This window comes from Wandonia sp. (assembly GCF_984588085.1).
Genome location: NZ_CFIGVI010000050.1, coordinates 9,976 through 20,684, shown reverse-complemented (window position 1 = coordinate 20,684; position 10,709 = coordinate 9,976). Strand labels below are relative to the sequence as shown.

Annotated in this window: 7 protein-coding genes; 1 reads left to right on the top strand and 6 read right to left on the bottom strand. The window is 41.1% G+C overall.

Annotated features, from left to right (window positions below; translation table 11 throughout):
* The first annotated feature begins 182 nt into the window (after window positions 1-182).
* The gene (locus AC4PL9_RS13490) at window positions 183-1,268 is read left to right on the top strand and encodes a glycoside hydrolase family 3 N-terminal domain-containing protein (RefSeq protein ID WP_491605272.1); all 1,086 of its coding nucleotides are present in this window, start codon (window positions 183-185) and stop codon (window positions 1,266-1,268) included.
* Here AC4PL9_RS13490 and AC4PL9_RS13485 read toward each other — a convergent pair.
* The 6 genes from AC4PL9_RS13485 to AC4PL9_RS13460 form a co-directional block, all read right to left on the bottom strand.
* Window positions 1,265-2,146 carry a mechanosensitive ion channel family protein gene (locus AC4PL9_RS13485; RefSeq protein WP_491605271.1) on the bottom strand — a complete coding sequence of 294 codons (882 nt, stop codon included), beginning with the start codon at window positions 2,144-2,146 and terminating at the stop codon, window positions 1,265-1,267. The genes AC4PL9_RS13490 and AC4PL9_RS13485 overlap by 4 nt on opposite strands.
* 133 nt (window positions 2,147-2,279) lie before the next feature.
* Window positions 2,280-3,146, bottom strand: a complete 867-nt coding sequence (locus tag AC4PL9_RS13480; protein ID WP_491605270.1) for a hypothetical protein — start codon at window positions 3,144-3,146, stop codon at window positions 2,280-2,282.
* 71 nt (window positions 3,147-3,217) lie between these two features.
* Window positions 3,218-7,585 carry a DNA polymerase III subunit alpha gene (gene dnaE / locus AC4PL9_RS13475; protein WP_491605269.1) on the bottom strand — a complete coding sequence of 1,456 codons (4,368 nt, stop codon included), beginning with the start codon at window positions 7,583-7,585 and terminating at the stop codon, window positions 3,218-3,220.
* Between the two features lie 107 nt (window positions 7,586-7,692).
* Window positions 7,693-8,784, bottom strand: a complete 1,092-nt coding sequence (locus tag AC4PL9_RS13470; protein WP_491605268.1) for a T9SS type A sorting domain-containing protein — start codon at window positions 8,782-8,784, stop codon at window positions 7,693-7,695.
* A 35-nt stretch (window positions 8,785-8,819) separates the two neighbouring features.
* The gene (locus tag AC4PL9_RS13465; RefSeq protein ID WP_491605267.1) at window positions 8,820-9,878 is read right to left on the bottom strand and encodes a hypothetical protein; all 1,059 of its coding nucleotides are present in this window, start codon (window positions 9,876-9,878) and stop codon (window positions 8,820-8,822) included.
* Window positions 9,878-10,709, bottom strand: an 832-nt coding sequence (locus tag AC4PL9_RS13460; RefSeq protein ID WP_491605266.1) for a hypothetical protein, incomplete at its 5' end; no start/stop codon positions are given. The genes AC4PL9_RS13465 and AC4PL9_RS13460, both read right to left, overlap by 1 nt.

The window sequence follows — 10,709 nt, the reverse complement described above, 5'->3', positions numbered from 1 at the left end:
TTTTGCCTTAAAAATAACTAAAAACAAGTTCCGGGCTTTCTGAATCTCCTTAAAATTGCTTTTCATGTTAATAACAACAAGGCGTGAAAACAAATTCCCTGTTTGGGAAATCTGTCCAAAAAATAGATCTACCTTTGTTTTTCGGCATTGTATTTGCACATATTCTTTTTAAACATAAACGTATGAAAGCTGTCTTGTTTATTCTTATTTCTATGCTTCTTCTTCCGGTATACGGACAAAAGCAGTACACGCTTCAGGATTTTTTCTCACGGGATTATGACCTGGCCAGAAAAACAGACTCTTTATTACAACAAATGGACGATACGGCAATCATTGCTCAGTTGATCATGCCCGCAGCAGGAAGATTAGGACAACCGGATTCGGTAATTACGCATCTTCTGGAGAATCGTCTTATCGGCGGAGTTTTACTATTAAACGGAAGTATAGATGGTTTTCGAAAAAAAGTAGAATCATTTAACGCTGTAAATACTGAAAAAGCAGGTCTTCCTCTTCTCTATAGCGCTGATGCAGAACCAAGTCTTATTAACCGGAAAATAACGGGTTCAACCGTTTATAAAAAGGCATCTGAAATTAAGAATATTGAAGAGGTTAAAAAAAGTGCCCGCACCATTTCTGCCGATCTGAAAAAAATTGGTATTAATTACAATTTTGCTCCTGTTGTCGATATGTCTCCCAATAAAACGGTTGGATGGAGAAGTTTTGGACAAACACAGGACAGCATTGTTCGCTGGTCAATGGAATTTATTAAAGAAACACAGGAACAACAAATTATTGCTACGGCAAAGCATTTTCCCGGACACGGTTATGTGAGTGGTGATACCCACAAACAGCTTGTTACGATTGATGGTGAGATGAAAGAAGTAGAAAATTACCCGTACCTTATTGAGAATGGGGTACTGTCCATTATGATCGCACATATTGCCGTACAAAATAATGACGAGTTCACTACGGAAGGATTACCTTCATCTACTTCACGGAAAATTGTCACAGAATTATTGCGCGACAGTCTGAATTTCAGAGGAATCATTGTTACAGATGCTATGAATATGGGTGGTGTGGCAAAAGTAGAAAACGCTAATGTTAAAGCAATTGATGCGGGATGTGACATCCTACTTATGCCCTTAGATGCAGAGAAAGCTCACGCAGAGATCACACAGGAATATCTAAGTAATGAAGCTTTCAGAGAACAGGTTCGACGATCCGCTCAACGCATCATACGGATGAAAATATGTCTGGGACTGATTTAGTCTTCAGGATGAAGAGCCGCTCGTAAAGCAGTACTTTCTTTCTCACCAAAATCCAGTGTTCTGATCGGAAACGGAATGGTTATGCCGGTTTTATCATACGCCTTCTTTATAGCGATGATGGCTTCGCTTCTGCTCTTTAAAAAGTCAAGTTGGCTTTTGAATTCTACCCATATCATTACCGTAAAGTTTATGGAACTTGCTCCGAATTCTCCATACGCCAGACTAATCTCCCGATCTTTATAAATATTGGGTATATCTTTGACTGCCTCCAGAGTAATCTCCCGAACTCTCTCCAAATCTTCACTATAGGAGACACCTACTTCCAGATCTATCCGCTTATAGATATTCTCAGAGTCATTTGTTAAGGGGTTTTGAAACAGAATTTTATTCGGAACCAGAATTTCCTGTCCCTGAAATGATGTTATCTGAGTTGTCCTAACTCCAATGTATTTAATCACTCCGCTGATTCCATTACAATGCACAACCTGCCCTACTTTAAACGGACGTTTCACCGCCATTAAGAATCCGGCAATAAAATTCATTGCAATATCCTGAAAAGCAAAGCCCAGTGCTAAACCGACAATCCCTGCTCCGGCTAAAAGCGATGTAACTGTTTTTTCAAGATCCAGGATATTTAAGGCAACAAAACCGCCGATGGAAACAATGATGATATACAAAATCCGGGACAAGAGGTTACTTAATACCGGATTATTGAGTGCTCTTACCAATACCCTGCTAAACATTCGTCTTGCCAGTTTTCCTAAAACAGCAAATAGAATCACCGCAAGTACCGCAAGAACAAAGTTTGGCAACATAGCTACAAAAGAATCAAACCACCCGATTACTTCTTCTACTACAATATCATAATACTTCGACATTTCCATAGTTTTCATTACTGGTTATGCACTTAAAGATAAAACTTTCAATGTATTTCACATACCTTTAGCACCACCAAAAGAAAAACGCTACCGGAAAATCCCGATAGCGTTTTTTATCTTTTTCTTTAAAACTCTATTGCGTAATTGCTTTTCCTAACGCTTTGATATCTTTCTTTGTCATAAACATTCCTCCTACGGAATAACCATTGTACAAAACAGATCCTGATTCACAATCAACAACGAATAAAAACTTGTTACGTGAATAAACCGGTAAGAAATAACAATACTCCGGATTACCGGAATTAATAGCTTCCTCAACTTCCTCCGTACTTACAAATTCTACTTTACCTCCGTATAATGCTTTAAAATCTGCTTCACTAAACGTTTGCTTACGACCAATTGCATACTCTCCCTGAGTCAGTTGATTTTTATCGACAAGTAATGTCTTCTTACGAATTTCACCGCTTCTTTTATTGTAAACGGCTCCTGCTGTGTAACGCACTCTTGTTATGGCAGAACCTGAAATAGGCTCACCATCTAATCTCAACTGAATAAAATCCTGCATCATTTTAGCCATACCTCCAGCACGATACGCACTTTCGATTAGTTTCCCTTCTCTTCCGAAACCATCAAGAACAATATCTGCTGTCAACAGGAAATCTGACGACTCAGAACCTCCCATAAATACTCCGTATCGAACATAAGTCTGCTCGGTATACGAATCTCTGACAGTAATCGTAAATGGCTTCACATACGATATGCTTTTATCCTTTTCGTCAATTTTAAAATCAGGCTCTACCATTTTGTATTCGGTAATTGTCCAGTGTTTTTTGAACCCTGCTTCTAAATTCTGATCAAAATGATCGTCCCCGGTTTTCACAACAAGTGTCTTTGTTTTCAAGAATCTTGTCTCCAGATCTTTCTTTGTTGACGTCCCTCCAAATTGTGCATGTAGCATTACCACCTGCATAATAAAGCAGGCTAGAATGATGTTTTTCATGTGTAATAGATTATAATTTTTCGCAGAGATACAAATAACCTAACAATTATCAGAGCTAATTTTTGCTTTTTTTATCCCACAACAAATTCAAGCCGCATCGACTCCAGTTTTTTCAGTAAATCTCCGCTGACGTCAACTTTCATTGTTTTGGACGGCATATTTACTTCTATTCCTGTGGTCGGATCCTGAATGGAAAACTTCAACTGACATTTTCCCGAATACCCGGAAATCAGTTCATGCATTTCCTGCACGAACAAAGGTGTGACATCGGAACTCGATAGTTTTATGCTAAGTGACCGAACCAGTTTATCCCGTAACTCCCCCAGTAGTTCAATCGCATTGATCTTAAATTCGAATTCATCATTGCGGTACATTTTATTCACCACTTTTCCGGTTAAATAAAGAAATGTTCCCTGCACCATAAAGTGTTTGAAGCGCAGATAATCTTCTCCGAACAAAAATAGTTTCGTACCTCCGGAGTAATCTTCAATACTGATCGTCCCAAAAGGATTTCCTTTTTTAGAGAAACGATGTTCTACTTCCGTAACAATTCCGGCTAGTTTTAATTCCTTACCAACGTATTCATGTACGTTTTCCAGATCCGTAATCTGTGCATTGCAAAAAGCCTCCAATTCAACTTTAAAATCGTCCAGAGGATGTCCTGAGATAAAAATTCCGACCACTTCCTTTTCCTTCGAAAGCTTTACAAGACTACTCCATTCCTCGACATTTGGAGCAATCGGTTCCGGCATATCCTCTGTTTCAGAATCCCCGAACATTGAAACCTGTGCCGATTCTTCACTTTGTTGGATATTTGCACCGTATTTCATTACATCTTCCAGAAATAATCTTCCTGTTCCTGACATTGTAAAATACTGTGCCCTGTGAATGTCATCAAACGAATCAAATCCTCCCGCCAAAGCCAATCCCTCAAAAGCTTTTTTATTACAAACCTTCAGGTCGACACGAGACGCAAAATCAAAGATCGTTTTGTAAGGTCCATTTTCTCCTCTGTTTTGCACAATAGACATAATCGGAGCACTCCCCACACCTTTGATCGCTCCCATACCAAAACGAATTGCCCCTTCCTGGTTTACAACAAATTTGTACTGGGATTCATTCACGTCCGGTCCCAAAACCGGAATTCCCGAACGACGACATTCTTCCATAAAGAAAGTAACTTTCGAAATATCATTCATATTATTCGAAAGAACGGAAGCCATATACTCTGCCGGGTAATTTGCTTTCAGATAAGCCGTTTGATAGGCGATCCATGCGTAACAGGTCGAGTGAGATTTGTTAAATGCGTAAGAAGCAAAAGCTTCCCAGTCTCTCCAGATCTTTTCCAGTTTATCTTCCGGGTGTCCGTTTCCTTTTGCCTGCTCAACGAATTTAGGTTTCATTTTTGCCAGAACGTCCGCCTGTTTTTTCCCCATTGCCTTACGCAATACATCGGCCTCACCTTTCGTAAAGTTTGCCAGTTTCTGCGAAAGCAACATCACCTGCTCCTGATAGACAGTAATCCCATAGGTTTCTTCCAGGTACTCTTTGCAGGCATCAAGATCGTATTCAATTTCTTCGTCTCCGTTCTTACGACGAATAAATGAGGGGATGTATTCAAGCGGCCCCGGTCTGTACAGGGCGTTCATAGCAATAAGATCAGCAAAAACCGTAGGTTTCAGCTCTTTCATGTACTTCTGCATCCCGGGGGATTCGTACTGGAAAATCCCTACTGTTTCTCCTCTCTGGAAAAGTTCATACGTCTTCTCATCATCTATCGGAAAATGATCCGGGTCCAACTCAATACCGTGTCGCAATTTGACGTTACGAACCGCATCTTTAATTAGCGTAAGTGTTTTTAGCCCGAGGAAGTCCATTTTCAGCAGCCCCGCCTCTTCAGCTACCGAGTTATCGAACTGTGTACACCACATATCCGAATCCTTCGCCGTAGCTACCGGGACGAAATTCGTAATATCATCCGGGGTAATAATCACTCCACAAGCGTGAATTCCGGTATTTCTGACTGATCCTTCCAGATTACGGGCCTGATTTACCACCTGAGCCATCAGATCTTTTCCTTCCGCTATCTTTTTCAATTCATTGACTTTCTGAATGTCATCTGAATTGTTTTTCAGTTTATCAGCAAGAGCAGCATCATCCAGTCCAAACAGTTTTGCCAGAGAAATATCAGGAACGAGTTTTGCCAATCTGTCTGCATCCGGCAAAGGCAAATCAAGTACACGCGCTGTATCACGAATGGATGACTTCGCTGCCATCGTACCGTACGTGATAATCTGTGCGACCTGGTTTGCCCCGTACTTATCAATTACCCAGTCAATTACTCTTCCCCGGCCTTCATCATCAAAATCAATATCAATATCGGGCATGGATACACGCTCAGGATTTAGAAAACGCTCAAAAAGGAGATCGTACTGAATTGGATCAACATTTGTAATTCCAATACAATAAGCGACTGCAGAACCAGCCGCAGAACCACGTCCCGGTCCGACCGACACCCCCATATCCCGCGCCGCCTGACAAAAATCCTGTACGATCAGGAAATATCCAGGGTATCCTGTATTCGCAATGGTATCCAACTCAAAGTCCAGTCGTTCCCGAATAGCATCGGTAACCTCTCCATACCGTTTCTTGGCTCCCTCGTAGGTCAGATAACGTAAATAGTTATTCTCCCCTCGTTTTCCTCCGTCTTTTTCATCCTCCGGATCTTTAAATTCCTCAGGAAAATCAAAAGCCGGAAGTAATATTTCTCTGGCAAGTGCGTAGGGTTCACACTTCGCCAAAATTTCATTCGTATTTTCAATTGCCTCGGGAAGATCGATAAACAATTTCTTCATCTCCTCCGTTGACTTGAAGTAATATTCTTCGTTATCCAAACCGTAACGGAAACCACGCCCGCGTCCTTTTGGGGTAGATACCAATTCACCGTCCTTTACGCACAAAAGAATATCATGGGACTTGGCATCCTCTTTATTCAGGTAATATGTATTGTTGGTCGCAACAATTTTAACAGCATGCGTTTGAGAAAACTTCAGTAACGTGGTATTTACACGATCTTCATCTTCCTGCCCGTGACGCATCAACTCAATATATAAATCTTCTCCGAAACGTTCTTTCCACCACACCAGTGCTTCTTCCGCCTGTTGCTCTCCCACGTTTAGAATAAGGTTGGGTACTTCACCGGAAAGATTTCCGGTAAGTACGATCAGATCTTCTTTATACTTCTCAACGATTTCCCTGTCGATTCGGGGTACGTAATAGAAGCCTTCTGTATAGGCAATGGAAGCCATTTTTGCCAGGTTGTGGTATCCATTTTTATTCTTCGCCAAAAAGACTACCGCATACCCGTTGTCCTTGTTTCTTTTATCATTTCGGTCCTTACAGATATTTAACTCCGCACCGATGATAGGAATTAATTCTTTTTTATTGTAGGGTTCTCCCTTCTCTTCCGCCGCCTGGCGCTCAGCCTTTATTTTCTTATTGTACCCTGAAACGTATTTTTCAAAGTGAAAAACAGCCATCATATTCCCCGAATCCGTAAGAGCTACTCCGGGCATATTCAACTCAACTGCTTTATTTACGAGTGCCTTTACATCAATCGTCGATTGCAGGATGGAAAACTGTGAGTGATTATGCAGATGGACAAAATCCACATCTGAAAGGCGCTGCTTGTTCTCATCTTTTTCCGCGGTAGATAATGAGTCATCCTGCTGGGTGGCTTTTCGGATCTTATCACTTTCCGCTTTCAGGTTTAAGTGCTTAAGACCAACTCTTCCTATTGGTTGCGGATTAAACTCCTTAAAGTTCTCAATATACCTTTCCTCAACGTCAAGCTGCTCAATCGAGAATTCACCTCTTCTCACTAGCTCAAGGAAACAACGTGTCGTTGCCTCAACGTCGGCAGTTGCGTTGTGGGCTTCAGCAAAAGGTTCTCCAAACAAATAGCTGTGCAGCTCCGTAAGTGTCGGTAACTTATATTTACCCCCGCGACCTCCCGGAATTTGACATAGATTTGCCGTATCTTCCGTACAGGTATCCAACACCTTCATTTCCAACATGGGAGAATCTACCCCATAGCGATAGAACTCCGCCCCCATGATATTCAGGTCAAAACCAATATTCTGCCCTACAACAAACTTTGCCTGCCCAAGTGCCCGATTAAAATCTTCCAGTACTTCCTGAATCGGAATACCCTGTTGTTCGGCAAGTTCCGTTGAGATCCCATGTATTCGTTCAGCATCGAAAGGAATATCAAAGCCATCCGGTTTTACCAGATAGTCTTTCGCCTCAACGAGGCGTCCCATATCATCATGAATCTGCCAGGCAATCTGCACACAACGGGGCCAGTTATCTGTATCAGTTACAGGTGCGTTCCAGTCACGCGGCAAACCAGTTGTTTCAGTATCGAATATGATATACATGGGCGGAAAAAATTTACCTTCAAATTTACAAAAAACGCCCGCTAAAAATCAGGTAACTTATCAATTGTTTTTCACAATCGGCAGAACAGTAGAAGAGCTAAATCGTACTACTCTTTCACAAAACTCTTTATCACAATATGATCTCCTGTTGTAATTTTCACGTAATACACTCCTGACTCCCAATCGCTAAGATTTACGCCTTGAGTAGTATACGCCTCTTCCAACAACACTTGCCCGGAAGCCGTGTAAATGGTTAACTGAGACGCGCTATCCGTACCTGTAACAAAAAGCTTATCGGCAACAGGATTAGGGTAGATTTGCAGTGTTTTTAATTTCTCCTCTCCCACAGAGGCCACTAGATCAGCTCTGTAATTATCTCTATAACGCACTTCTGTTACCTGCTCCTGCCCGGCAATTTCATTGGTTATCACTTCCAAAACCGCACCTTTTTGGTCATTTGTCCACCACTGATATTCATTTCTGACCGGAACAGGTAATGCAAACCACTGTCCGAATCCGCTTACCTCAAAATAAACGGAGTCTAATTCGTGAATGCGATTGTGTACACGCAAAACATCAAAAGTTCCATAAGGTGTCATCAGCTCTCCATAACCATCCACCTCACATTCTCTCTGGCGATATTGTTTGATCTGCGCAGGAACAGCTATTGACATATCTATTGCCGTATATCCTCTTGAATTAAATTGCTGTCCAAACTGCATCGGAAACTGATAAGCTGTTTCTATTGTATCCGAACGACTTCCCAGACCATATCCTCCTGAAGATAGACTTAAACCAATTACATTCAGTTCTGAACTGGTTTTTCTGTAGAACCTATAAAAATTTTCGATCGGAATTGATACAAATTGCCCCAAATCGTCAAAAGGTATAGCTGTTGCGGGCAAATAATACGTCGCCCGGTAGGCAGGAAGTACAAACGGCCCAAAATAAGCCTGTGTCAAATTATCAGCATCATCAACAGAAAGATGATTTATCAACGTCTGAGAATCTGGATTAAGATCACTGAAATTCCAGAAATAATCCTCCCCGGTAGCAGAATAATCAATCGTAAAGTCAAGAGCATTCGAGTACCTGACTGTATCTCTCTCTCCGGGAAAATCGGATGCATTTATTTCAATCTGAGCCTGAGAAGAAATTGCCAGTGGACAAAAAGTAACGAGGAGTAAATACCTGAACATAATCTGTTTATTTATAGACAAATGTAACATTTTTTCTATTCCATAACCGGCATCGCAATAATCGATTCGATTACGGTCTCTGTAATACCTCCGTCACTTTCCCTTCTCAGATTTAAAGTCATTGTCATTTTTAACTTCAGTACCTGTTCTCCTGTTAGCATATCTTTAAATAGTTCATTTTCCAATACGGCTACCGCAGCTTCATTTTGTTCAACATCTATTGTTGTGTATCTCTCTTCCCCCAAATGTATCTTCACGTCTACTTTATAATCAAAGTATCGTACCATCTGACTTTCAATAAAGTACACATAATCTTCAATTGAAACTGCATTCCCCTGCCCCACAAGTATTCTCCTTTCGCGAACAGCTCCGTCACTGAATGTAACTCTGGCTACAACCTCAACACTCCCATTCAGCATCTGGAATTGCTGGACGGCACCGGTAGTAAGAGCACTCTGCATTCCATAACTCCACTCCACCTGACTGATTTCCGATGAATTTTCTGTTATCTGGAGTGTAACAATCTGATTTTGGATCTCTGCCCCAAGCCTGAATCGATAAGGCAATTCGTATCCGATTATCACCTCGTTTTTCAATTCATATGTAACACTTCCGGGAATGCTCAATGAAAGATTATATCGACCGGGTTCATAAAACGCCACTTCCTGTCCCTCCGTCGTATCGTTTAACATCCAAACTCCGGCTTCTATTCCGGAGGATTGGGTGAGATTATCAACAGCAACACCTGCCAAAACTTCTCCGGAACTCAAGTAAGCACATCCATACGTAACACCTTGCGTCAATTCATTATACGTTGCCTGTCTCAACAAATTACCTTCGAACAGGTCAACAGTAAAACTGTTCTCCGAATTATGCAATTTCCCCTGGTACACCGGTACATTGTTCCAGTTCCATAGTAACGAACTCATAACAAAGCTATCATCTCCTGCTCTGAATTCTATCTCCTTTCCGTCGATTACTCCTTTAGCATAAAACACAGGAGCCATCTGACTTTCCGGCAATTTCGGAAACTCTTTCTGACAGGCCGCCAGAAGTAGTATCATCAGAATAAGGATATAATTATACGCTTTCATCAATTCAATAAATAACTAAATTTAATCGCTCCATTCCACATTTGTAGTTTTTTCCCTCCCTGTATTTCAGGAAGCTGACCTCTTTTTGTCAAATCTACAGTACATTTCACGCCTATTTTCCATCTCGTAGCAATTCTGTAATTATATTCTACAGCACCCACCATCCAGCTATCTCTAAGACTATTTGAATACCCCCATTCATTTGTCCCGTTAACTGACTTATCCCAGGCCGTTACTCTTCCATTTGCGTTTAGTAAGAAGTTAATTCCAACACCTGCATAAATACTATGCTTTCTTCCTGAGTACCCTATCATAAGAGGCAACTCAGCCGTAAGTAAGTTGTTGTATTTTACTTCATTTACGGCTATAACTGACTCCAGTCCGTAAATAATTCGTTCTTCCCTGTAATCATACCCCTTAATCGATGAAAGCCCAAATGACAATCCCGTTTTAAAGGAGAATTTTCTATACTCCATTGTAAAATCCAGACCTAGCGAACCATTCATTCCTCTCCCCTGTCCTGATTCTCCCAAAAAGTTATCTCCATATCCCAAAGTTCCTGTCAATGCAACCCCGGTTATCCATTGGTGTTTTACAGGTGTTGATGCAACATTAACCGGATCTGACACTTCTTTCGTATCGCCTCCTATTTTACGTACAGGCAATACATCTACCTTATACGTATTCCCTCTATCCATTTTATCCGGATCAATACTTCTGTCCGCTTCCTGTACTTCATACGCATCTGTTACTGCACCATCAGTACTATGGCGTTGTTTAATCGTGATTTCACTCCCCTGCTTCGAATCATGCATCAAATCATTCTTATTT